The following is a 22,708-nucleotide window of genomic DNA, read 5'->3' as shown; positions in this document are numbered from 1 at the left end:
AGTTTAGCGGATGTTTGACACCCGGGGGAATCCATGTAGCCGCATTAAGGTGTGAGCGGCGCTTGGCTATACTTGAGCGAAGCGAAACTGCCAAGCGTTGCGAATCACTCTTAAATGCTTTGTTATATTTTTTTTCGGTATTTTTCAGTAATATAAGCAATTTCTGGTGGCAAGTTTCTTTTGACGAAATATTCTTCGGATGTCAAATCTAGAACGGTTCGACTTATCCCTACAAGCCCCCACACCGGATACTCTTTACTTGGTTGTTCTTCTCGCTCCATTTCTTCTAGAATTGGCATACACCGTTGGATTCTACTCTCCAAATCGTTTAAGTCACTTACGTATTCACGCAACTCACTTAAAAATGATGGTACGTCATCCTCTTTATAATCACGTTCAGGAAAGTACTGCTTTGCGATTGCTATAAAGCTGTCCGCATTAATTTCAACCACTTGAGATATTTGAACATTCTGTTGGTAATCATTTTTCATCAGCTGTATATCGTCAAATTGTTCGTCTGCCAACTCAATCAAAGCACTGAGACGATTTAACTTGCGTTTAAACTCATTAGGGACGTCATCTTGCTTTTTGTATAGTAACTTATGGCTAATAGCCGCCCATGCATGCATAAGCATTGTCCTGACCTGAATTTCGACCTTTAAACCATCCAAGCCTTTATAATGTGGAGTAACAAGCCACTCTTGTTTAATCGTTACTACATAATGATTAGATGTATAACCAAACTGGTCAACGTCTAACTCATCAGCCTTGTTCGACACAGACAACACATCAAAGTTCTCTTGGATAATGTCGTGAATGGATTTTAAGTCATTCTTGTAATAACAAATTACTCTTACACCAGCTATGTCTTCAATTTCCTCAAATGGATTCTGATAGCCTTTTCTCACGACCTTATCTTGAAAAGATTTTTCATCTTTCACTCTATGTTCAATATCGAAAGATGATATTTCACGCTCTAACAAAAAGCGCTTTAAAGCCACTGATGTTTCTTCTGCTAAGCGCATATATTTTGGCTTAGCCTCTCTAAATTCTATGTTCATCTTCGTAAACTCTGATTAAAAATATAACGCCCACATTAAGCGGACAGAAATTGGGCGACATTTTTGCGCCCTTTGTTTTTGCAAAAATAACGAACTGTTTATGTTCCGTTTAAATTGCTTGTTATATGCAATATTACATTAGTAAAAACATAACCCTAGAATTCGATAAAACCTACTACCAACCAATTCTATGCCCAATATACGCAACTAATAGACCAGTAAAGATACCCATTATTAAATTAAATAGCGCTCCTTTATACAAAGGAGTATTACCAATAACTTGGCTGAGATGACCTACTGCTGGCAAAAAGCCTGGTGGAAATTTATTTTCAGGATTATTTTCTTTAATTTTTTTTTCATAAATATTCCAATACTTATGGTAAATCTTTGCTTGCTTTATTGACAGGCAAAGTAGCGATTTATCATAAACTTGATCAATATCTGAAAATGTTTCAGTATCTAAATGTTTCAGTTGTTCCATAAAATTAAACCCTTTATGAATAGTTAAGTAGGACACAAATCTAAATTGCATATAACATTTTAATATTGTGCAAGCACGAATCCATCCGCTTAACATATCAAAAAGGTCACTCATAACCAACTGAATGCTATGCATTTAATATAAAAGTGGGTCTAAACAATAAGTGTGAAAACGTGCAAGCACATATTGCCGACTATGTAACGCTCGGCCTCATTCTTAACCACCCATAAATCTGCAGTATAATCAATAATTTAAAATAAGCCTCTCGTTAAATTCGTGCTCAATCAGAGTTAAAAACCACTCTTTTTTAAGTCATTAATTATTCAACAAGCAATAAACTGTCTGTATGTACAGATTTTGTGAGGGGAATATATGGCGAGTCAATTCATGCAGGCAATTTGCGAACATATGACGATGCGAGGCTATAGTCGCAAGACAATCAAAGCCTACTGTTACTGGATAAAATACTTCATTCATTTTCATAAGCTTAAACACCCTGAACAGATGCATGCCGCTGAAGTTGTCTCCTTTCTTTCTCATTTAGCTAATCAACAAAAAGTAGCCATCAATACTCAAAAGGTAGCTCTCAATGCTCTAGCCTATTTATACAATCAATTTATTAAGCAACCTCTAGGAGACTTAGGGTTTAGCTATGCGACTCGGTCTCGAAAAATTCCTAGCGTACTCAATCATGCGGAAGCTATCTCGGTGATCAATGAAATAGATCCTAAATATCAACTGTTTTTTCGCTTGTTGTATGGTTCAGGTTTGAGAGTATCGGAATGCCTGAGGCTTCGAGTACAAGATATAGATCTAAAACAAGGGTCTCTCACTGTTCACAATGGGAAAGGAAATAGAGACCGAGTGACAATTTTAAGTTTTTCACTCACTGAAGCTATACAAGACAAAATTTCACAAGTTGCAGTTCTGCTCGCTAAAGATAACTTGAATGGGTTTGGGCCATCTTTACCTCACCGATTAGGTAAAAAATACCCTAGTGCCTATCGACAACTTGCTTGGATGTACCTATTCCCATCAAAATCCGTCACTCAACACTCTGAGTCGGGGATCGTATGCCGACACCACCTACATGATTCGGTACTCCGAAAAACGCTGAAGAAGGCGACTAACTCTAATAAATTGCGCCACAAGCGAATTAGTTGTCATACTTTCAGGCACAGTTTTGCTACGCAACTTCTAAAGTCAGGCTCCGATATCAGAACGGTTCAAGAGCTACTGGGGCACAGTGATGTTAAGACAACTCAGATTTACACTCACGTTATTGGGCAACACTTTAGTGGCACGACTAGCCCGCTAGACGGCTTATAACGAAACTCCCTCATCGATAGTTGAACCTTGGCTTGATGGCTTCTGTCTGACAAGGTTGTCTGATATGGTGACGGCAGAACTTCAGCAACTGTTTTAGATAGTATTAAATATGAAAACACTAACCATACTTGATGGCGGCATGGGCCGAGAACTCAAAGAAATTGGCGCGCCATTTTCTCAACCGCTTTGGAGTGCTCAAGCGCTGATTGAAGCACCCGAATTTGTTAGCCAAGCGCATCAAAACTTTGTCGATGCAGGTGCTGAAATCCTAATCACCAATAGCTACGCGTGTGTGCCTTTTCACTTGGGTGCAGAGCTGTTCGAACAACGAGGTTTTGAACTAGCCGCACTGTCTGGTGAGCTGGCTAAAGCAGTTGCTAACAATGCTTCTCACACCGTAAAAGTGGCGGGCGCGATTCCACCGCCATTTGGCAGCTACCGACCAGACTTATTTAAGGTAGAAGAGGCGGCGCCAATCATTCAAACGCTTTACGATGCCCAGGATCCAAACATCGATCTTTGGATAGCGGAAACCATCTGCAGCCTGCAAGAGTTCGAATCCATTCATGCGGTTCTTAAGCAGTCAGATAAGCCGTGTTACTACGCATTCAGTTTGGAAGATACCAAGGGCGATTCTGCCAATATTCGTTCTGGCGAGAGCGTAACAGACGCCATCAAACTTGCCTGCCAATCAAACACGACAGGCATTATGTTTAACTGTTCAGTGCCTGAAGTGATGGATCAAGCCATTATCGATGCCAAGAAAGTGATCGATGAGCTAGGCAGTGATTTAGAAGTTGGTGTCTATGCCAACAATTTTGCGCCTATCAGCAACGAACATGAAGCGAATGATATGTTTCAGGAGATGCGTGAGCTGGATGGCCAAGGTTACTTAACTTACGCTAAACGCTGGCATGCACTGGGCGCGAATATTATCGGTGGCTGTTGTGGCATCGGGCCAAAACACATTAAAGCCCTAGCCGATTGGAAACACTCAATACAGAGCTAATCCTGAGCTTCAACTAGAATAAAATAAATAGAGAACAGGTTGAGAAATCTGTTCTCTATTTGTATGTGGCGTCTCTGAGTACACTGATACAAAACAACGATTTGGAGAAACTGATGAGCGACACGCAACGAAAAATTAAATGGGGCATCGCAGGGCTAGGCAATATCGCCAATCGATTCGCAACCGCAGTCACAGAGCACTCTCTGCATGGTGAGCTTGATGCGGTTGCCGCCAGAGATCACTCACGCGCAGCCACGTTCGCCAACAAGTTTGCTTGCGACAAGGCTTATGGTTCTTACGAAGAGATGGCGAATGACCCAAGTGTCGAAGCGGTTTACATCGCTACGGTTCACCCATACCACCAGCCACTTGCTGAACTGTTTCTGAAGAATAACAAGCACGTATTGGTCGAGAAGCCGGCTTTTACCAACCTTGGTGACTGGCTTGAGATGAAAGCTCTCGCGAAGCAAAATGGCGTGATGCTGTTAGAAGCAATGAAAACCGTGGTGTTTCCCGCATATCGTGAGCTCCAATCATTCTTGGTCGATAACAACATTCAGATAGATTCAATCGAAGCCAGCTTTGGTAACCATCATGACTATGAGCCCGATTTGTTTATCTTCAATCCGGATTTGTCAGGCGGAGCAACGCTCGATGTTGGGGTCTATGGGCTTTGGTTCTTCTACGATTTGTGTCGAACGCTGGGTGTGAAACCTTCAAAACCTCAGGTAGAGATGTCGTGTCTGTATGAGGGCGCGAATGTCGATACCGATGCGTGCTTTACATTCTCTGGCGATATAAACGGTAAGATATCGGCATCAACAGTGCAGAACCTTCCCCGAACGGCACACTTGACTGGGCCTGATACCAAAATCACCATTCACGAAAAATGGTGGAATCCGGCCTTTATTGAGATTGAACATCAAGGGCAAAAATCGACCATCAACTGCCGAGTGACGGGGAATGGGTTCGAATTTGAAATCGACCATTTTTCAGATTTGGTGCTTCAAGGCAAAACTGAATCGAATATCCTGAGCTCAGAGATAACCTCTCGAGTTCTCGATACGATGGAAAACGCACTGATTGATTCTGGCTATTCACATTTAACTCAACCTCGTCGTTAGGAAAAGCAAATTGGGCAACCTTAAGCGTAAGCTTGAACTGTATGAAAAGATATTTCAGGCTTTTGGGCCTAGAGTATCACACTGTCAGGTCAACCAACTGGCCACACTGCTGCACGTGAGTGAACGTCACGTTCAGACCTTACTCAAAGCGATGACAGCACAAGGCTGGATTGAGTGGCAAGCTAGCTCAGGCCGCAGCAAGAAGGCACAACTCACGTGTCTGGTTGAACCCATTGAGGCGTGTTACCAATACGCACAAACCCAAGCTGACGCAGGCAACATAGAACAGGTGTTTAGCACCTTGAGCTTCAACGGCCGCAATGCTGGCACTGAGTTGCAAGCCTTTCTAAGCAATACCAATCCGTCGACGCAGAATATCGCGTACATCCCGTTTCACCGAGAACTCGAAGCGCTTCACCCTCAACGCGTGCTTAGACGCACCGAACGTTTCTTAGTTATGCAAGTTTGCCAACGCCTAACCTCCGTTAAGCACGGCAAACTCAGCGGCGATCTGGCTTATCATTGGCAGCCTAATCAAGATGCGACACAGTGGCACTTTCAGATTCGCAATGGTGTTCACTTTCATAACGGTCGAACACTCGAACCTCAAGACATAGCACGCAACCTTAACTCTCTCTGCCAAAGCAAAATATGGCATCGCTGTTATCAGCATATTGATGAGGTCTCTGTCTCGGCAGGCAATGTGGTTGTCGTAAAGTTGAATCAACCTGATTGGCATTTACCGCGCCTACTTGCTAGGGCTGAAGCCTCCGTATTCGATCACTCATCACCGACTGATAGGCTGATTGGATCTGGCGCGTTCTCATTAGACATCTTCTCAAGCAAGATGTTGAGATTGAGCCGCAATAGCGCCTATTCACACAGCACGCCGATTCTGAATCGAGTCGAGTTGTGGGTCTATCCTGAATGGGCACAGAGCAAAGCCTGCGCTCAAAATCAGGTGTGCGTGAAACTGCCCGAGAAAACGACCAGCGTGCGTGGCGATGACCATTCTTCCCAACCGGATTTCGGCTCAACCTTCTTTAAGATTCAAAGCCCGATGTTGTCTTCAACCGTTCGTGAGTTCACCGTTGAAGACACCTCTGAATGCCAAGCCCTTTTCGATCAGTTGTCAGTGTCTGGCGACCACAAAACCAGCGTGGAATATGGGCACTACCTAACTCACTACCTAACTACCAAAGACGTCGCGCTGTGCAGTATTATTGATGAGAACGACACCTTCACTTCGTGGTTAAGCTTTTTCACTCGCTTCCCGTTTGAGGAATTAACTTTACCTTCTGAGATGCTAGAGACAATCGAACAAGGCTTAGCCTCAATAACAAACCAGCCCAACTTTGAGTTAGCAATGAATGCACTGTTGGTGCTTCGGCATTGGTTGCATGAATCTGGAGTTGTGGTTGAGCTCAAGCAAGAGGCGTTCAACTTAGAGGTTTCTGAAAAAATACACGGCGCACAAGTAAATGGTTTCGGTTGGTGCGAACTCGACAAGCTGTGGATTAGCCATTTGTAAGCGTATTTCGTAGCTGAATGTATTTCACAACCTAGCCCAACCAAGCTGCAACCAATCATTATGTTCAGTCACAGCGTAGGTCGAATAGGCTAAGGGTTAGCTCACTAGCGATAATTCAGACTCTTTATAGATACGGTTAGCCACGTTGTATGCCGCAGGCAAAGTTAGGGTCTCTTTGCATCTGCGCTTAAACTGCTCGACTTCAATCGTTTGTTCTTCTAGTAAATAAAACAACTCACTCAAGTAGTTAGCTTCAAACACAGCTTGACCAAGTGGCGTGCATTCATATCGGCTCGACTCTTGGTAACCAATCACCGTCAGCACAGATTCTGGCAACTCCCAGAACTTAGCTATGGTGTAAGTCAGGCGAATAGAGTAGCTGTTCATCAGGCGCTTCAACGCTAACGAGTTAGGTGGAACAGAAGGATCAACATGCTTGAAGGCTTCTACCATCATCTGGAAAATGATCATCTTGCCTAAGTTGCGAATTAACCCAACAAAGTATGCCGCTGCTTGATCTTCTTGAGGTGAAGAGTCTTTCATCAACTCCTTAGAAAACGACGCGGTTTGAACACTGTGATTCCAAATTTTCTCACCGAAGTGACGCCAATAAATATTGTTCCCCGGCGTGAAGTTCTTCATGTAAGAATTAACCACGCCTTCAATTAGCCCTTGTGAACCCATATTGAGGAAAGCAGTTTTTAAGTCAGTAACCTGTTTTTCATTGCGTTTGTAAAAGGCGCTATTTGCTAACTTGATCACATCAGCCGCCATGCTCGGCTCACGTTCAATCACTCTTAACAGTGCATCGACATCAAACTCATCACTCTGTAATTCTGCCATTAACGTGGTTACAGAGGCTGGCATCACTGGCAATTCATTGAGTAACACTTTAGGGGAGCGTATCAAACGCTCGACTTGGCAAGCGACAAAATCGCTAAACGGGTCAGATTCGGTTCGCAGGCGAGACTCTCCGAACAGATAATCAAGAAACTCACCGTCGTGTAGGCTTATCGTTTTATCGACAATTAATGATGATGGCTGAGTGGACGACGGCGGAACAAAGATTGAAGACTGAACAGAATCAGTAGCAACGGTTTGTTGTTGCTCTTGTTGGGCAGGCTCTGCAGAGGGTTTGTTTTTTGAATAAACAAAAGGTGAGAATAGTGCCTGCAATACCCTTTTAAACATCAATACGGCTCCTAGATGATTATCAAACAGTTCGGGATATATAACGGCGGTGATTATCGCACAGGCAACTCATAAACCATACAGTGATAAATGAATCATTAACCTTTCAGCTGTATAGGATCTGTTACCCAACAATTTGCTCAGCTCCTCGGTATTCACCAGGAACAAAAAGAGCGAGCAAATAAAGCTTGCTCACTCTTCCATCAATCTAAACCGTGAAGCTGACTAAAACTAGCGTTCTGCCACTTCCAACACGATCTTACCAACATGCTTTTTCTTTAAGAACTCATCTTGCGCTTTATGGATATCGGCTAGCGGATAAGACTCTGCAACGATGGCGCCAATCTGCTGTTTCTCGATACGATTAACCAAGTTTTGGAATACTTGCGGTTCTAAAACCGTGCAACCAAAAAAGCTGAGGTCTTTGAGATACAAAGTTCGCACATCAAGCTCAACCATTGCACCACCAATCGCACCAGACACAGCATAGCGACCATGTGGTTTCAGCACTTCAAGGAATTCCGGCCACTTATCACCGGCGACTAAATCGATAACCACATTCACGCTGCTTTCGCCTAGCGCGTTAACCAAATCTGCATCACGGGCAATCACTTCATCTGCGCCAAGTTCAAGTAACTGTTGGTTCTTGCTTGGGCTAGTGATGGCAATAACATACGCGCCACGAGCTTTTGCTAGTTGAATAGCCGCAGAGCCCACACCGCCCGATGCACCTGAGATAAGCACGCGATCACCCTCAGCCACATTCGAGCGAGTCAGCATGTTTTCTGCGGTCGAGTAAGAGCATGGGAAAGACGCTAGCTCAACATCCGACATAGAACTGTTCACCGCGTAAGCATGCTTAGCTGCTACTTTGGTGTATTCAGCAAAACCACCATCGCACTCAGATCCGAAATACCATGGTTGTGGTAGATCTTGTCCATAAACCTCGGTCAAACAAGGCTCAATCAGAACACGCTCACCAATACGGTCAGCCGAAACTTCGTTACCAACAGCTACAATAAAACCGCACACATCGGCACCTTGGATGCGAGGGAATTTCAACGCTTCACCCGACCAACTGGCATCGTCTGAATCATCACTTTTCGCATACCAACCGATTCGTGTGTTGATGTCGGTGTTGTTCACGCCTGCTGCCATGACTTTGATCAGCACTTCATTAGGCTCAATTTTTGGAACAGCAATGTCTTCACGGTAGCCAAGCATTTCTGCCCCGCCGTGCCCTAGCATCTCTACGCCTTTCATTGTTTTCGGTAGTTCGAATTTCATCGTGTTTCCTCGAGTAATTTTGTCACCATATTCTGTGCTGATGCCACTGCTTCTTCGCCTAAGACTGGCCACGCGCTTGATACGCCTTCATGAAGTAAAAACAGTGGTGTCGCGAGATCCTCTCGAAGGCTCTGATTGCCTATAAGCAAACGAACTTGTTCTTTATGCTGTGTAACCGCTTGGCTGATAAGCTCATTATCGGGAAACGCGGCCATCGCATTCATCGACATACACCCGTGCGGCGCATATTCTTCTAACCATTGTTGAAGCTTGTTGAAGATATGAGTAACCGATGCGAGCCCCTTTTCAGGCGACGTTTCCAACAAGAAATCTAGGTAACGTTGATGTCGATACTCCAAGGCACCAACGATCATCGCTTCTTTTGAAGGGAAGTGTTTATACAAGGTTCTTAGGCTTACATCGCACGCCGTTTTCAGCTGTGCAACGCTCGGCTCAGCAAAACCTTGCTGGCTAAATGCCACCTCTAAGCTTGCTGCAATCTGTTCTCTCAACATAGTGCTCTCTCAATACCCGACAAAGGGTAGAATGATTGTTCTACTTACAGGGTAGAACGATCACTCTACCCCTGTCAATATCCAAATTTACAAACCAAGAAATGATAAATTCCGCGCCAAACAGGACACGGAATTTATCAATACAGATGAGAGACTTAGCGTTTAAGCTGGAGTCGACTGCGTATCGTCACCAGAACAGATAACGCGCCACAAAGTACCAACACTACACCTAGATCTTGGAGCATTCCCGCTAAAGCGAGCCCTGAGCCGATCAAGGTGTAATACATCAAACCAAACAGTGCGCCTGCACTTCCTGCTTGAGATTGGTAACGTACCAACGCTCGGCTCAATACATTAGGGATCGCAATACCAAACGCCATAACCACCAACATCATTGGAAGCAAGAACCAGATCGTGTGTTGTGAAAAATAGACACCCACCGCACCTAATGTTTGAAGCCCTGCTGCGATACCAATCAGAGACATTGAAGACACTTGTCTCTTCAACAATGTCTTGTTCACCAAGCTTCCCAACAGAGTCCCGAACCCAAGCACAATGCCGCTGTAGCCAAACTGCTCAACGCTAAATCCAAGTTGAATGAAGGCAAATGAACCCAATTGATAATAGGAAAACAGTGCAATATTGAACGACGCAACCAGCAACGCAGACATCCATATATCGCTATCTTTGATCATGTGAATACTGAGTGACTTTAACTGCAATGGCTGCTTAGATTGTTGCGTTTCAGGCAATGACCATAGGCTATGTGCCAACAACGCTAACACCATAATAAACAAGGCAATAAACACATATTGATGCCCGCCCGCTTGGCTTAGTTGACCGCCAAGAAGCAGCCCGATGATTGGACTAATCGACAGCCCCATCCCCATGTAACCAAACACCTTGGCCAGTTCCGCGCCGCTAAAGGCATCGCGCAACATGGTTTGTGTCACAACCGAGCCAACCGCAAGCCCGAAAGCACCCATGGCTCTGGCTATCATCAACCACGTAAAGCTGTCGGTTTGCATAGCAATAAGTGCTGAACAGGCGAATAACCCCATGCCCAGTAACATGGTTGGTCGGCGCCCCCATTTGTCTGCCAATATGCCCCATACCACAACACCGAGCGCAAACGCTGAGAAGTAGATCGAGAGGGTTTGCGCCGCTTGTGCGTAACTCACATCAAAGGATTTCGATATTGAATCCAGAGTCGGGCTATAGATGGTTTCTGCGATTTGAGGGAACATCAGCAATAGCACCATTTGCCATAAAGAAGGTTTTGTTTTCATCATTTTTCCAAGACCAGTGAACTTGACGAGGAGTCTAGGGGAAACTAACCTTGGCTCGTTAACAACATTAAAACCAAAAACAACAAGATTGGGACAAATGGCATTAATCAGCGAAACCATTGAGTTTGATGCAGACAGCTTACCTGCGCCCGTAATAGGGATTGCGGCAGAGCTAGGTCAGCATGACTCAGGAATACATCACCACGTAAAAGGACAGTTGCTGTATGCTCCGCAGGGTTGCATCACCTTGACCTTAAAAAACGCCATTTGCATTTTGCCGCCGACTAAAGCCGTGTGGATCCCGCCTTATACCAAACATCGCGCGCAGATGACCAATGTGGTTGCTTATCGGTCGCTCTATTTTGATAGCAGTATTTACACCTGCCCAGAAGCGATTGAAATTGTGGAAGTGAATGAGCTTTTAAAAGCCCTGATCAATAAGATGGCTTTCTGGGATTGGGACGTTGCCCGCGAGCAAACCACCAATACCGCCAACCTATTCTGGGAAGAGTTTTACAGTGCTAACCAACACTCGTTTATCTTGCCACTACCGACAGATCGCCGCTTTAAAAGCTTTTGCAAACAAGTCCGAACCGATTCCTTTCTTGCCCCAGCCCTCTCGACATTAGCGAACTCGGTTGGCGCAAGCACCAAAACGATTACTCGATTATTCAAAGCCGAAACAGGCATGACTTACCAAGAGTGGCGACAGCAATGGCGCTTGTTTAAAGCGATTGAACTGCTCTCAGAAAACCGACAAGTCGGTGATGTGGCACATTTGCTAGAGTTCTCATCTAACAGTGCGTTTATCGCTTTTTTCAAACAGCAAACTGGACAAACCCCGTTGGCCTTTACCAAGTTAGGGGCGTGATTGTTGTTATCCAAACTCTGAAGTTTTACTGAGCTCAGATACAAAAAACCAGAACATGAGTTCTGGTTTTTAAAAGTATTTTAAAGCTAGATGCCGTCGTTACTTGGTATAGAAAGCGCGTTTCAATGCCATCTCTAAACCACGAACTTCAGCTAAGCCTTTCAATCGACCAATCGCCGAATAACCTGGGTTAGTGGTTTTCTTAAGGTCATCCAGCATTTGATGACCGTGATCCGGACGCATTGGAATTAAGCGGTGATCGCCCACTTCTGCACGACGATTTTCTTCATCCAAAATAGCCATCACAACGTTGTACATGTCCACATCACCATCGAGGTGCGCTGCTTCGTGGAATGTCATTGGGTTGCTCTCTTCACGCTTAGTTGAACGCAGGTGCGTAAAGTAAATTCGGTCACCGTGCTTTTTGATCATATTAACCAGATCATTGTCGCCACGAACACCGTATGAACCCGTACACATCGTCAAGCCATTCATTTTGCTCGGTACATGCTCGGTCAACCAATCAATGTCTTCGATCGTTGAAACGATGCGAGGCAAGCCTAGAATCGGACGCGGTGGATCGTCTGGGTGAACCGCCATCTTCAAGCCATTCGCATCACAGATAGGCATCAGCTCAGCGAGGAAGTAAGACATGTGCTCACGTAGCTTGTCTTTGTCGATTCCCGCATAGCGATCTAGCTGTGCTTGAAACGCTTCTAGTGTGTAACCTTCTTCAGCGCCTGGCAGGCCAGCGATGATGTTATTAGTCAGTTGCTGAATTTGCTCTGGCGTCATGTTGTTGAAGTAATCCAACGCTTGAGCTTGCTCTGATTCTGAATAGTCCGATTCTGCACCTGGACGTTTCAAGATATGCAGCTCAAATGCCGCAAACGCGATTTGGTCAAAACGCAGTGCGCGCGAGCCATCAGGCATTTCAAATTCTAAATCGGTACGCGTCCAGTCCAACACTGGCATGAAATTATAACAAACCGTATCGATGCCACACTCAGCAAGGTTAGACAGAGTTTGCTTATAGTTATCAATCCACTGCTGGTAGTTGCCAGTTTGAGTTTTGATCTCTTCGTGCACAGGCACGCTTTCTACAACCGACCACGTTAAACCTTTCTCTTCGATAATGGCTTTACGCTTGAGGATTTCTTCTTTTGTCCAAACTTCACCATTTGGAATATGATGCAGTGCATTCACAATACCAGTTGCGCCCGCTTGACGAATATCGTCTAGCGAGACTTGATCATTAGGGCCGTACCAACGCCACGTTTGTTCCATGAGACTTACCTTTCTTTAAGACGCACTTAGCCGGCTCGAATTAATCAAGCTAAATGCAATAACGACTTCTTAATGGCAGCAATGACAATTACTGCCCGAGATAGCACCGGTCTACGCCGGTCTAAAGACGATTACCTATCTACAACCTATTGAATGAATCAGCTTTCAAGAGGAGCCTTGTCGCTGAATTCAACATTAGCTTCAGAACTAGCTTTCTGAGCTAAGCAGCACCACTGGGTTGGAGCTAAATAAGTAACCATCAAAGTTTGGGTCATCAATGTCTGACAGCGCTAACAAACGCTGTTTAACATTCTCAAGGTGTTGCCACATTGCGTTCTTAGCAGCGACAGGGTCTTTGCGCTGTAAGGCGGCGAGGATACGAGCGTGATCATCTAACCATTCTTCACGGTAATCTTGACCACTGATGTGAGAGTGGAGTTTATTCCACATTGGACTCTTTTCGCGTCGATCCCAGGATTGTTTCAACATATCTACCAGCACAGAGTTTTGAGTTGCCTCTGCAATACACATGTGAAATCTTTCATCTCCGCTGCAATCGGTAGTGCCGCTTGCAAGCTCTTCGCGCTCGAGTTCGAGTGCAGAGCGCATCTTAATGATGTCGCCCGGAGTGACCTGAGTTGCCGCAAACTCCGCGATATTACTTTCCAGTAATTGGCGGGCCTGCAGCATCTCGAATGGACCAGCGTCATCGCTGACCACATTCTCGCGAGAATGAGTAGGAATGTTCAGGACATAAACACCTGACCCTTTTTTTACCTCAACTAAGTTTTCAAGCTCTAGCATGATGATCGCTTCACGCACTACAGTGCGGCTTACATCTAGACGATCAGCAATATCGCGTTCTGGAGGTAACCTATCTCCGACCTTATACAGGCCTTCAATCAGTTCTTTTCTTAGTACTAACCCTATCTCCTGATAAGGTCTTTTCGGCTCGAAAGGCATCATGATGATATTGTCACTTCTTTCCATTGTATTTCTCTCGCCATCATAATGACCAAATATAATTGGTCAACCTCTATATCTTAAAATGCAGTAACACCTTGTTTTTGTATTACTCTTTTTTCTATATTTGCTCGTTATTCAACAGCCTGAATACGGTCAATCAATGCGCTCAATTCTGGGTCCGCTTTATCTAGCGCGTCGTACATAGGTTGAACCGCTAGTGCGAACGCAGCCTTGTCTGGTTCCACAAAAGTAACGCCCATTTTCTCGGCTTTAGCACGCTCTTTTGCTTCCGATTCAGCCCACAATTTTTTCATCAATTCAGATGAATCACTTGCCGCCTTCATTAGCGCATCTTGTTGTTCTGCAGTCAGTTTATCGTATGCTTTGGTTGAGATAACCAACACATCCGGAACCATCGTGTGCTCATCTAAGCTGAAGTATTTAGACACTTCACTGTGACGGCTCAAGCTGAAAGAAGGAATGTTATTTTCAGCCGCATCTACGACACCTTGCTGCAGTGCTGTGTACAACTCACCGTAAGCTAGTGGCGTTGGGTTACCGCCTAACGCTTTCACCATCGCAATTGCTGATGGGCTTGGTTGAACACGAACTTTCAAACCTTTCAGATCTTCTGGTGTGTTAATTGGCTTATTGGTATAGAAGCTACGCGCACCAGCGTCGTAGTAAGTCACACCAATAAAGCCGCTATCACGAGAAGAGTTAAGAATGTCACGGCCTACTTCACCATCAGTCACACTGTAGTAGTGCGCTTGATCGCGGAATAAGTAAGGCATGTTGAATGATGAATAAGCAGGAGAAAAAGCTTCTAGCTCAGCAGCATTACTTTTCACCATATCTAAAGCGCCGTTCTGCATCAGCTCCATAGATTCACGCTGTGTACCCAATTGAGCATCAGGGTAAATACGAATACGCACCTCACCATCAGTCAATTCACGTACTTCTTTCGCCATAAACGTCATCGCTTCATGTACTGCATGGTCACGAGGGTGGTTATGGCTCAGTTTCAATGTTGTCGCTGCATAAGCAGAAGCTGTTGCTCCAAAAGTCAAAGCAGCACCGACAACCGCACTAATCAAAGTTTTACGCGTCATCATCATTCTTATTCTCCGTGGATTGGTTATCCAAAATGTAGGGTGTTTTTTGTTATGGGCTCATATTGGGGCTCAAAAAAGGAACCGTCAAAGCTGAAATTAAAATTGATTGACCAAAGTCACAATAAAAACCCATAAATTGGTCAACCAAAATCATTTGTGAAGTTGCTCACGCCAACCAAAAAATGAATAGCTTATGATTCAGCCAGATTTTTGAACATCCCATCCCTACATAGAAACAATTTCTTACATTGGTAAACCAATTGTTATGAGATACGCAATTTTGTTGAAAGGAAATAAACATGAATAAATTGGTCAGTTACATAAATAGAGGGTTGGCCGCCTTTACAGTGTCTCTATCGTCTTTCTTGGTGCTATGCGTGATATGGCAGGTTCTATCCCGCTATGTTATTGGCAAACCAAGTACTGTTACCGACGAGCTCGCTCGTTACCTCTTTATGTGGGTAGCCCTGATTGGTGCTGCTTACACAACAGGTCTGAAACGCCACCTTGCCATCGACCTACTTACGATGAAGCTGACTGGCAAACGTAAATTAATCAACGAAATCATTATCCAAATAGCCATCGCTTCTTTCTCTTATATCGTTCTGGTACACGGTGGCAGCCAACTTGCAGCTAAAACACTTGCGATGGGACAACTGACTCCCGCTCTAGGTTTAGAAATGGGCTACATCTACTTCTGCTTACCGGTTAGTGGCGCTTTGATGATTTTTTACTCAGTCGTATTTACCTACGAACGCGTTAAACAATTAATGTCAGGTGACGATTTGATCACCGACTCACAACTTGATTGATAGAAGGATTTCACAATGGAATGGCAAGTAATACTGACATTATTCGGTAGTTTCGCTGTACTGCTTACAATCGGTGTACCGGTCTCTTTTGCGATTGGTTTATCGTCACTAGCAACCATCTTAATGAGCTTACCGCTTGAGCCTGCAATTGCTGTAGTTGCTCAACGTATGGCGGCAGGCCTTGATAACTTTGCACTATTAGCAATTCCGTTCTTCATTTTGGCGGGCAACATCATGAACCAAGGCGGCATCGCGCTGCGTTTGATCAACTTCGCGAAAGTGTTGGGTGGTCGTCTACCAGGTTCACTCGCCCACGTAAACGTGATGGCAAACATGATGTTTGGGTCTATCTCAGGCTCAGCGGTTGCATCGGCTGCTGCAGTTGGTGGCACTATGTCTCCTCTGCAAAAGAAAGATGGATATGACGAAAACTACTCGGCTGCGGTAAATATTACGTCATGTCCTGCGGGCTTGCTTATCCCACCCAGCAACACGCTGATCGTGTTCTCATTAGTTTCTGGTGGTACCTCTATTGCAGCATTGTTCTTAGCAGGCTACATCCCAGGCCTATTGATGGGGCTGAGCATCATGATGGTGGCAGGTATTATCGCGAAACGTCGTGGCTACCCAGTCGCAGCTCGTCCTTCCACATCAATGGTATGGAATACCTTCCTAAAAGCAGCACCTTCTTTAGCACTGATCGGCATCATCATGGGCGGCATCATTGGCGGTATCTTTACTGCGACTGAGGCTTCCGCAATTGCTGTGGTATACACGTTTGTTTTAGCTGTGCTTGTCTACCGCGAAGTGAAATGGGGTGATATTCCAAAGATCATCCTTGAGTCTGCAGTAACAACATCTATCGTTCTATTACTGGTTGGCGCATCAATGGGCATGTCTTGGGCAATGGCGAACGCCGATGTACCTTACATGATTGCCGATGCTCTACTCGCGGTTTCCGAAGACCCACTAATGATCCTACTGATTATCAACGTGATTCTGTTGATTGTTGGCATCTTTATGGATATGACCCCTGCGGTTCTTATCTTCACACCAATCTTCTTACCAATCGCGCTAGACCTAGGCATCGACCCTGTGCACTTCGGCATCATGATGACCTTCAACCTTGCTATCGGTATCTGTACACCGCCAGTAGGTAGTGCTCTGTTCATCGGTTGTTCGGTTGCCAACATTGCCATCGACAAAGTCATCAAGCCTTTATTGCCATTCTATGCCGCACTTATTGCAGCCCTAATGGCCGTTACTTTTATCCCTGAGCTGAGCTTGTTCCTACCTGAATTGGTACTGGGCTACGGTTCGTAATTTGGTCACAGATAGATTCTAAGACTGCTAAACACTCAAACGCTTTATCAAATAATAAAATCCCGCTGGTTCGCTGGCGGGAAAAGGAACTGAATAATGAAGACTGTTGCTAACTCTACGCTGCCAAACACTGTACTACGACCTGACTACGACCGTTCAGCACTCCAAAGCCGTATCGTGCACCTTGGCTTCGGTGCATTTCACCGAGCGCATCAAGCGTTGTTCACCAATGAAATGCTCAGCAAGACCAGCACTGATTGGGGTATTTGCGAAATTAACCTATTCGGAGGCGAAGACTTAATTGAATCACTTCGCACGCAAGATCACCTTTACACGGTTGCTGAAAAAGGCGCTGAATCCACAGACGTTAAAGTGATCGGCTCAGTGGCCGAATCTCTTCACCCAAGCCTAGACGGCATCGAAACCGTATTAGAAAAAATGGCCGAACCTCAAGTGGCTATCGTTTCTATGACCATCACAGAGAAAGGCTACTGCGCAGACCCAGCGACAGGAAAACTCGACAAAAATAACCCATTAGTCATCGCTGACCTAGCTAACCCAAGCGAACCTAAATCAGCATTAGGTTACATTGTGCAAGCGCTCAAAATTCGACGTGAACGTGGCTTAACACCATTCACGGTCATGTCTTGCGATAACGTGCAAGAGAACGGTCATGTAGCAAAAGCAGCGATCATTGAGTTTGCTCAACTGCTTGACCCAGAATTACGTGATTGGATTGAAACCAATGTCACCTTCCCATGCACCATGGTTGACCGTATCGTACCCGCAGCAACAGAAGAAACACTGACAGAAATTGCAGAACTGCTTGGTTGTGAAGACCCATGTGGCATCGCCTGTGAACCCTTCCGCCAATGGGTGATTGAAGATAACTTTGTGGCAGGTCGTCCAGATTGGAATGTCGCTGGCGCAGAGTTCGTAGAAGATGTGGTGCCTTACGAAGAGATGAAACTGCGTATGCTCAATGGCAGTCACTCTTTCCTTGCTTACCTTGGATACCTTGGTGGCTACGACCATATTTCCGACACTATGACGGATGCTGGCTACCGAAAAGCCGCTTTTGACATGATGATGAAATCACAGGCACCTTCGTTAACGATGCCTGAAGGGACTGATTTAGAAGGTTACGCAACCTTGCTGATCAACCGCTTCACTAACCCAAGCTTGAAGCACAAGACGTGGCAGATTGCGATGGATGGCAGCCAGAAGATCCCTCAACGTATGGGTGGCAGCTTACGATTCCATTTAGATCAAGGCTCAGATTTCTCGTGGCTTGCAACCGCCATCGCTGGCTGGATGCGCTATGTATCTGGCGTTGATGAGCAAGGCAATGAGATTGATGTCCGCGATCCAATGGCAGACACACTTCGCCAGATCTGCGACCAGCATGGACTCAATGTTTCTGTGGTTCCAGCATTACTTGCGGTTGAAGCGATTTTCCCTACCGAGCTAGGCCAAGACCCGCAGGTCATTGATGCGGTAAGTTCAGCGTACCAATCATTAATTGAACACGGTGCCGTTGCGACCGTGGCTGCGTTATAAGGAGTACAAACAATGAAGAATTTCTTATGTGAAGACTTTTTACTGTCGAATGAGACTGCACGTCGTTTGTACCATGAACACGCAAGCCACCAGCCGATTTATGACTATCACTGCCATCTAAACCCGGCAGAAGTGGCTCAAGATCATCAGTTCGAAAACATGTCTAAGATTTGGCTTGAAGGTGACCACTACAAATGGCGTGGTATGCGTTCAGCAGGGATTGATGAGCGTCTGATTACTGGAGGCGCAAGCGATTATGATAAGTTCATGGCCTGGGCTAGAACCGTCCCTCAAACCTTGGGCAACCCACTTTACCATTGGACTCATTTAGAACTACGCCGCCCATTTGGTATTACTGGCACTCTCTTTGGTCCAGAAACCGCAGACCAAATTTGGCACGAAGGCAACGAGCTATTAGCGACACCAGAATTTAGTGCTCGCGGCATCATGAAGCAGATGAATGTGGTGATGGCTGGTACGACAGACGATCCAATTGATTCTCTTGAACACCATAAGGCGATCGCTCAAGACAATTCATTTGATGTACAAGTGTTACCAAGCTGGCGCCCAGATAAAGCCTTCAAAATCGAACTCGACACCTTTGTCGATTACCTGCGCCAACTTGGTCAAGTAGCCGATATCGAGATCCGTCGATTTGATGATCTGTTGAGTGCGCTAGACAAGCGTTTAGTCCACTTTAATGCCCATGGCTGTCGTGCGGCTGACCACGGTATTGAAGTGGTTCGCTACGCACCTATTCCATCAGAATCGGATTTGGATGCCCTGTTAACTCGACGCCTCAATGGCGAAACGCTCACCGATCTAGAATGTGCGCAGTTTTCAACAGCGGTTCAGGTGTGGTTAGGCAAGCGCTACGCCGCAATGGGTTGGGTAATGCAGCTTCACATTGGTGCTCAGCGCAATAACAACACGCGTATGTTCCAGCTGTTAGGCGCAGATGCAGGGTTTGATTCGATTAGCGATAAGACGTTTGCCTTCGAATTGGCTCACCTGTTAGACGAGATGGATCAAAGCAACGAGTTACCTCGCACCATCCTTTACTGCTTAAACCCTCGCGATAACGAGATGATGGCAACCATGATTGGTAACTTCCAAGGTGGCGGCATCGCGGGCAAAGTTCAGTTTGGTTCTGGTTGGTGGTTCAACGATCAGAAAGACGGCATGCAACGCCAAATGGAACAGTTATCTCAACTTGGTCTGCTTAGCCAGTTTGTCGGCATGCTGACTGACTCTCGCAGCTTCTTGTCGTACACACGCCACGAATACTTCCGCCGAATTCTGTGTGACATGCTTGGTCGTTGGGCTGAAAACGGCGAGGTACCAAACGACATGTCACTGCTTGGCCCTATGGTCGAAGACATCTGCTTTGGTAACGCAAAACGCTACTTCGAAGAGAGGGCGTAACCCATGAAACATATCGCCATTATTGGTGAGTGCATGATCGAGCTTAACGGCAAACCGTTCGGCTCAATGCATCAAACGTTTGGCGGAGACACACTCAATGCTGCGGTCTATCTAAGCCGCGGCTGCGAGGCCAACCTCAATCAAGATGACATAAAAGTGTCCTACGTCACGGCTTTGGGCGCAGACCCGATTAGCAAGGGAATGTTAGAACGCTGGCAACAAGAGGGGGTGTCGACGGACCTTGTTCTACAAGACAGCCAACGTACTCCGGGTCTATACCTAATTCAGCTTGATGACGCAGGTGAACGTACCTTTCTGTACTGGAGAAACCAGTCGGCTGCACGCTACCTGCTACAGCACCCAGATTTCAATCAGATAAAGCAGGCACTGCGCAATGTCGATATGGTCTTTCTCAGCGGGATCACATTAGCGATTCTGCCTGAACAAGATCGTATCGAGCTATTGAACATCTTGGTTGAGTTGAAGGCACAAGGTGTTGAGATTGCCTTCGACAGTAACTTCCGCCCTGCACTTTGGCCACAAGACGAAAACCAAACCGTCAAAAACAGCTACCAGGCCATGTATACATTGACGGATTTAGCGTTGGTCACATTCGATGATGAACAATTAATTTGGGGCGATAGCTCTCCAGAACAAACTATCGAACGTCTAACGACGCTGGGTGTTAAGCGATGCATCGTCAAACTGGGTGCAGATGGCTGTCTCATTCAAGATGCCACCATACACCCAGATTCTGGTGCCGCTTCGGCTCCACTAGCGGTGCCAACCCTGCCTGTTGATCATGTCGTTGATACGACCTCGGCAGGAGACTCATTCAACGGCGGATTTTTATCGGCTTACCTTGCGGGCGAAGACTTAACAAAGTCATGCCAGCGCGGCAATACCATGGCAGGCGTCGTTATCCAACATCGTGGTGCCATTATTGCAAAAGAACTCACTCAAGCGGCCATCACAGCCATTTAAGGAATACCAATGTCTAACATCAAACAACAACTGAAAACACTGAAAGTTATCCCTGTGATCGCTATCGACAACGCTGAAGACATCATCCCTCTGGGTAAAGTGTTAGCTGAAAATGGTTTACCTGCAGCAGAAATTACATTCCGTTCGGAAGCTGCAGTTGAAGCTATTCGTCTACTTCGTGAATCACAACCAGATATGTTGATCGGCGCAGGCACTGTGCTCAATCGTGAGCAAGCTATTGCGGCTAAAGAGGCAGGCGCAACGTTTGTCGTCTCTCCTGGCTTTAACCCAAACACGGTAAGAGCCTGCCAAGAGATTGGTATTGATATCATTCCTGGAGTCAACAACCCGAGTACAGTAGAAGCCGCTCTAGAAATGGGCTTAACCACATTGAAGTTCTTCCCTGCTGAAGCATCAGGTGGCATCAACATGGTTAAGTCACTTCTTGCGCCTTACACGGATATTGAAATCATGCCGACCGGTGGTATCAACCCAAACAACATTAAAGACTACCTAGCGATACCTCGCGTGCTCGCATGTGGCGGTACTTGGATGGTGGATAAGAAGCTGATTGAAGAAGGCAATTGGGAAGAGCTGGCTCATTTAACTCGTGAAGCCGTTAAGTTAGTCAATTAAACCTAGTGCAATAGCATTTTGACGTTATATCTAGCCCTCCTTTTGGAGGGTTATTTTATGGTTGAGCATTATTCTTTCAAAGTTAATATTTAATCGTGCTCGATAGCATCTTAAAAATAAAGGCTAAATATGGGAAACTGGATAACACAAGGAGTTGGCGGCCTGGCTTTTTGTATCGGTGTAATGGCCTTTTGGCAAAAAGATGATATGCGTTTTCGCTACCAGATGATGATCTTTTGTTTTGTAATGAGTATCCATTTCATATTAATGGGCGCCATAGTGGCGGCTATAGGCGTAATTATTAATGCTATTCGCAGCTATGTATCGATAAAAACTCAATCGCGCAAAGTGATGTGGTTCTTTATTGGCTTGATGTGGTGCATGACTTTACCCAACATGAATCATTTCTTTGAATTTATTACGGTTGTTGGTTCATCCGTTGCGACATGGGCACTCTTTTCAAGACAAGGCATCGCATTGAGGTCCTTGATCTTATTCAATTCTTTCTGTTGGGCTAGCCATAACATTTGGATTGGTTCGATTGGCGGGTCCTTTGTCGAAATCACCTTTATTGTCACCAACATGGTCACTATCTATCGTTTACATCAACGCAGATTGTTAACTATAAAATAGGCAATATATTTTTTATTCTAAATTTAAAATATGGAAGTAATACATCACTAATTAAATGGGGGATTAATTGGATATCAAAAAATTAAATCTAGTTAAGTTTACGTTATTTAAACTTCGTCAATATATTTCCAATACTAAATTGAATTAAATCACCAATTAAATTTATATGGTGATCCAAATCTTTAGTTTGATTTATTTTGGTTAACCAATAACCCGTTAATTATTAAAATTGGTCATGTACTTATTATTATACTAACAATCATAGACAGAACCTTAAGC

At 45.2% G+C, this 22,708-nt stretch carries 21 protein-coding genes; 12 read left to right on the top strand and 9 right to left on the bottom strand.

Annotated elements, in window-relative coordinates; genetic code table 11:
- Positions 1 to 122: 122 nt before the first annotated feature.
- Together AB4274_RS05115 and AB4274_RS05110 are read right to left on the bottom strand one after the other, a co-directional pair.
- Complete coding sequence (locus AB4274_RS05115; protein WP_171350583.1) at positions 123 to 1,061, bottom strand: GTP pyrophosphokinase family protein; 939 nt, start codon at positions 1,059 to 1,061, stop codon at positions 123 to 125.
- Between the two features lie 175 nt (positions 1,062 to 1,236).
- Positions 1,237 to 1,542: a hypothetical protein gene (locus AB4274_RS05110; protein WP_372111223.1), complete on the bottom strand. Its 306-nt coding sequence runs from the start codon at positions 1,540 to 1,542 to the stop codon at positions 1,237 to 1,239.
- Positions 1,543 to 1,914: 372 nt separating this feature from the next.
- Here AB4274_RS05110 and AB4274_RS05105 point away from each other — a divergent pair, with 372 nt between their 5' ends.
- From AB4274_RS05105 to AB4274_RS05090, 4 genes are all read left to right on the top strand, one after another.
- Positions 1,915 to 2,871, top strand: a complete 957-nt coding sequence (locus AB4274_RS05105) for an integron integrase (RefSeq protein WP_372074150.1) — start codon at positions 1,915 to 1,917, stop codon at positions 2,869 to 2,871.
- 109 nt (positions 2,872 to 2,980) lie between these two features.
- A complete protein-coding gene (locus AB4274_RS05100; RefSeq protein WP_372111220.1) occupies positions 2,981 to 3,880 on the top strand; it encodes a homocysteine S-methyltransferase family protein in 900 nt (299 codons plus the stop codon).
- A 113-nt stretch (positions 3,881 to 3,993) separates the two neighbouring features.
- Positions 3,994 to 5,004, top strand: coding sequence for a Gfo/Idh/MocA family protein (locus tag AB4274_RS05095; RefSeq protein ID WP_372111217.1), 1,011 nt, complete (start codon positions 3,994 to 3,996; stop codon positions 5,002 to 5,004).
- Between the two features lie 10 nt (positions 5,005 to 5,014).
- Positions 5,015 to 6,535 carry an SgrR family transcriptional regulator gene (locus AB4274_RS05090; protein ID WP_372111215.1) on the top strand — a complete coding sequence of 507 codons (1,521 nt, stop codon included), beginning with the start codon at positions 5,015 to 5,017 and terminating at the stop codon, positions 6,533 to 6,535.
- 96 nt (positions 6,536 to 6,631) lie between these two features.
- Here the strand turns inward: AB4274_RS05090 and AB4274_RS05085 are convergent, their stop codons facing one another.
- The 4 genes from AB4274_RS05085 to AB4274_RS05070 form a co-directional block, all read right to left on the bottom strand.
- Positions 6,632 to 7,726 carry an HDOD domain-containing protein gene (locus tag AB4274_RS05085; protein WP_372111213.1) on the bottom strand — a complete coding sequence of 365 codons (1,095 nt, stop codon included), beginning with the start codon at positions 7,724 to 7,726 and terminating at the stop codon, positions 6,632 to 6,634.
- A 231-nt stretch (positions 7,727 to 7,957) separates the two neighbouring features.
- Positions 7,958 to 9,013 carry an alcohol dehydrogenase family protein gene (locus tag AB4274_RS05080; RefSeq protein ID WP_372111211.1) on the bottom strand — a complete coding sequence of 352 codons (1,056 nt, stop codon included), beginning with the start codon at positions 9,011 to 9,013 and terminating at the stop codon, positions 7,958 to 7,960.
- Positions 9,010 to 9,528 carry a TetR/AcrR family transcriptional regulator gene (locus tag AB4274_RS05075; RefSeq protein WP_017065213.1) on the bottom strand — a complete coding sequence of 173 codons (519 nt, stop codon included), beginning with the start codon at positions 9,526 to 9,528 and terminating at the stop codon, positions 9,010 to 9,012. Before AB4274_RS05075 ends, AB4274_RS05080 begins: the two co-directional genes overlap by 4 nt.
- A gap of 155 nt (positions 9,529 to 9,683) precedes the next feature.
- Entirely contained in the window at positions 9,684 to 10,817 is a 1,134-nt protein-coding gene (locus AB4274_RS05070; RefSeq protein WP_372051054.1) for a multidrug effflux MFS transporter, read from the bottom strand.
- Positions 10,818 to 10,914: 97 nt separating this feature from the next.
- Between AB4274_RS05070 and AB4274_RS05065 the strand changes: the two genes are divergently transcribed.
- Positions 10,915 to 11,688, top strand: a complete 774-nt coding sequence (locus AB4274_RS05065) for a helix-turn-helix domain-containing protein (RefSeq protein WP_372111209.1) — start codon at positions 10,915 to 10,917, stop codon at positions 11,686 to 11,688.
- A 99-nt stretch (positions 11,689 to 11,787) separates the two neighbouring features.
- Here the strand turns inward: AB4274_RS05065 and uxuA are convergent, their stop codons facing one another.
- From uxuA to AB4274_RS05050, 3 genes are all read right to left on the bottom strand, one after another.
- The gene (gene uxuA, locus AB4274_RS05060; protein WP_017068145.1) at positions 11,788 to 12,975 is read right to left on the bottom strand and encodes a mannonate dehydratase; all 1,188 of its coding nucleotides are present in this window, start codon (positions 12,973 to 12,975) and stop codon (positions 11,788 to 11,790) included.
- A 207-nt stretch (positions 12,976 to 13,182) separates the two neighbouring features.
- On the bottom strand, positions 13,183 to 13,965 hold the full coding sequence (locus AB4274_RS05055; RefSeq protein ID WP_017068144.1) for an FCD domain-containing protein: 783 nt from the start codon (positions 13,963 to 13,965) through the stop codon (positions 13,183 to 13,185).
- Between the two features lie 107 nt (positions 13,966 to 14,072).
- Complete coding sequence (locus tag AB4274_RS05050; protein WP_029235323.1) at positions 14,073 to 15,056, bottom strand: TRAP transporter substrate-binding protein; 984 nt, start codon at positions 15,054 to 15,056, stop codon at positions 14,073 to 14,075.
- Between the two features lie 299 nt (positions 15,057 to 15,355).
- On the opposite strand from AB4274_RS05050, the gene AB4274_RS05045 reads away from it, so the two are divergent.
- From AB4274_RS05045 to AB4274_RS05015, 7 genes are all read left to right on the top strand, one after another.
- Complete coding sequence (locus AB4274_RS05045; RefSeq protein ID WP_017068142.1) at positions 15,356 to 15,868, top strand: TRAP transporter small permease; 513 nt, start codon at positions 15,356 to 15,358, stop codon at positions 15,866 to 15,868.
- A gap of 15 nt (positions 15,869 to 15,883) precedes the next feature.
- Entirely contained in the window at positions 15,884 to 17,191 is a 1,308-nt protein-coding gene (locus tag AB4274_RS05040; protein WP_017068141.1) for a TRAP transporter large permease, read from the top strand.
- Positions 17,192 to 17,287: 96 nt separating this feature from the next.
- Positions 17,288 to 18,751, top strand: a complete 1,464-nt coding sequence (locus AB4274_RS05035) for a fructuronate reductase (protein ID WP_372111207.1) — start codon at positions 17,288 to 17,290, stop codon at positions 18,749 to 18,751.
- 12 nt (positions 18,752 to 18,763) lie between these two features.
- A complete protein-coding gene (uxaC, locus tag AB4274_RS05030; RefSeq protein WP_372111204.1) occupies positions 18,764 to 20,176 on the top strand; it encodes a glucuronate isomerase in 1,413 nt (470 codons plus the stop codon).
- 3 nt (positions 20,177 to 20,179) lie between these two features.
- A complete protein-coding gene (locus AB4274_RS05025; protein ID WP_136973851.1) occupies positions 20,180 to 21,160 on the top strand; it encodes a sugar kinase in 981 nt (326 codons plus the stop codon).
- Between the two features lie 9 nt (positions 21,161 to 21,169).
- Positions 21,170 to 21,796, top strand: coding sequence for a bifunctional 4-hydroxy-2-oxoglutarate aldolase/2-dehydro-3-deoxy-phosphogluconate aldolase (locus AB4274_RS05020; protein ID WP_017068137.1), 627 nt, complete (start codon positions 21,170 to 21,172; stop codon positions 21,794 to 21,796).
- Between the two features lie 129 nt (positions 21,797 to 21,925).
- Positions 21,926 to 22,429: a YgjV family protein gene (locus AB4274_RS05015; protein ID WP_081090456.1), complete on the top strand. Its 504-nt coding sequence runs from the start codon at positions 21,926 to 21,928 to the stop codon at positions 22,427 to 22,429.
- Positions 22,430 to 22,708: the final 279 nt, after the last annotated feature.

It is taken from the genome of Vibrio sp. 10N.261.55.A10 (assembly GCF_041470825.1).
Taxonomy (GTDB): Bacteria; Pseudomonadota; Gammaproteobacteria; order Enterobacterales; family Vibrionaceae; genus Vibrio; species Vibrio crassostreae_C.
The sequence above is the reverse complement of the archived record's forward strand: the minus strand, read 5'-3'. Positions and strand labels throughout refer to the sequence as shown.

Excerpts from the sequence above, each read along its gene's own strand:
- AB4274_RS05115 (WP_171350583.1), bottom strand. The coding sequence starts at position 1,061 with ATGAACATAGAATTTAGAGAGGCTAAGCCAAAATATATGCGCTTAGCA.
- AB4274_RS05100 (WP_372111220.1), top strand. The coding sequence starts at position 2,981 with ATGAAAACACTAACCATACTTGATGGCGGCATGGGCCGAGAACTCAAA.
- AB4274_RS05085 (WP_372111213.1), bottom strand. The coding sequence starts at position 7,726 with ATGTTTAAAAGGGTATTGCAGGCACTATTCTCACCTTTTGTTTATTCA.
- AB4274_RS05050 (WP_029235323.1), bottom strand. The coding sequence starts at position 15,056 with ATGATGACGCGTAAAACTTTGATTAGTGCGGTTGTCGGTGCTGCTTTG.
- AB4274_RS05020 (WP_017068137.1), top strand. The coding sequence starts at position 21,170 with ATGTCTAACATCAAACAACAACTGAAAACACTGAAAGTTATCCCTGTG.
- AB4274_RS05105 (WP_372074150.1), top strand. The coding sequence starts at position 1,915 with ATGGCGAGTCAATTCATGCAGGCAATTTGCGAACATATGACGATGCGA.
- AB4274_RS05025 (WP_136973851.1), top strand. The coding sequence starts at position 20,180 with ATGAAACATATCGCCATTATTGGTGAGTGCATGATCGAGCTTAACGGC.
- AB4274_RS05070 (WP_372051054.1), bottom strand. The coding sequence starts at position 10,817 with ATGAAAACAAAACCTTCTTTATGGCAAATGGTGCTATTGCTGATGTTC.
- AB4274_RS05080 (WP_372111211.1), bottom strand. The coding sequence starts at position 9,013 with ATGAAATTCGAACTACCGAAAACAATGAAAGGCGTAGAGATGCTAGGG.
- AB4274_RS05045 (WP_017068142.1), top strand. The coding sequence starts at position 15,356 with ATGAATAAATTGGTCAGTTACATAAATAGAGGGTTGGCCGCCTTTACA.
- AB4274_RS05055 (WP_017068144.1), bottom strand. The coding sequence starts at position 13,965 with ATGGAAAGAAGTGACAATATCATCATGATGCCTTTCGAGCCGAAAAGA.
- AB4274_RS05015 (WP_081090456.1), top strand. The coding sequence starts at position 21,926 with ATGGGAAACTGGATAACACAAGGAGTTGGCGGCCTGGCTTTTTGTATC.
- AB4274_RS05035 (WP_372111207.1), top strand. The coding sequence starts at position 17,288 with ATGAAGACTGTTGCTAACTCTACGCTGCCAAACACTGTACTACGACCT.
- AB4274_RS05040 (WP_017068141.1), top strand. The coding sequence starts at position 15,884 with ATGGAATGGCAAGTAATACTGACATTATTCGGTAGTTTCGCTGTACTG.
- AB4274_RS05095 (WP_372111217.1), top strand. The coding sequence starts at position 3,994 with ATGAGCGACACGCAACGAAAAATTAAATGGGGCATCGCAGGGCTAGGC.
- AB4274_RS05075 (WP_017065213.1), bottom strand. The coding sequence starts at position 9,528 with ATGTTGAGAGAACAGATTGCAGCAAGCTTAGAGGTGGCATTTAGCCAG.
- AB4274_RS05065 (WP_372111209.1), top strand. The coding sequence starts at position 10,915 with ATGGCATTAATCAGCGAAACCATTGAGTTTGATGCAGACAGCTTACCT.
- AB4274_RS05110 (WP_372111223.1), bottom strand. The coding sequence starts at position 1,542 with ATGGAACAACTGAAACATTTAGATACTGAAACATTTTCAGATATTGAT.
- uxuA (WP_017068145.1), bottom strand. The coding sequence starts at position 12,975 with ATGGAACAAACGTGGCGTTGGTACGGCCCTAATGATCAAGTCTCGCTA.
- uxaC (WP_372111204.1), top strand. The coding sequence starts at position 18,764 with ATGAAGAATTTCTTATGTGAAGACTTTTTACTGTCGAATGAGACTGCA.